This window comes from Treponema sp. R6D11 (assembly GCF_054786075.1).
The window spans coordinates 1-405 of the sequence record NZ_BDHD01001039.1 but is presented as its reverse complement, the minus strand read 5'-3'; the positions used below and the strand labels follow the sequence as shown (position 1 = coordinate 405).

Annotated in this window: 1 protein-coding gene; it reads right to left on the bottom strand. The window is 51.4% G+C overall.

Features of this window, described 5'->3' with window-relative positions:
• On the bottom strand, nucleotides 1-405 hold a 405-nt coding region (locus ACYVTD_RS17380), incomplete at both ends, for an ABC transporter substrate-binding protein (protein WP_461248881.1).

The window sequence follows — 405 nt, the reverse complement described above, 5'->3', positions numbered from 1 at the left end:
AAAGTGCCAAAACCCGCTGTCATAAGCGGATTCTGGTTAAGGAGCCAAAATACATCAGGCCTTTTTCGCCCTTCTGTTTTCTGCCTGACAAGCGCAATTTTTCCCCGCATTTCCGTGATTACTTTCGCTGCGCCGTCGGCGCATCCGCATATTTCTCCCAAACAGGCGATGGTTTCATAAACCTGATTAAAATCCTCCGGCTCAACGGCAAAACAGGGAATACCCAGCTCGTCCAGAAGGGACACAACCCTGGCGTGCATATACGCGGAAAGGATCACCAGGTCAGGCTCCAGGGAACGTATAATTTCCATGCTGATTGTCGCCCCCGAAAAGCCGCCTACAACAGCGCGGGTTCTAGCTTCCTCCGGAAAATCGCAGTACTGGGTAACGCCTACAACTTTATCC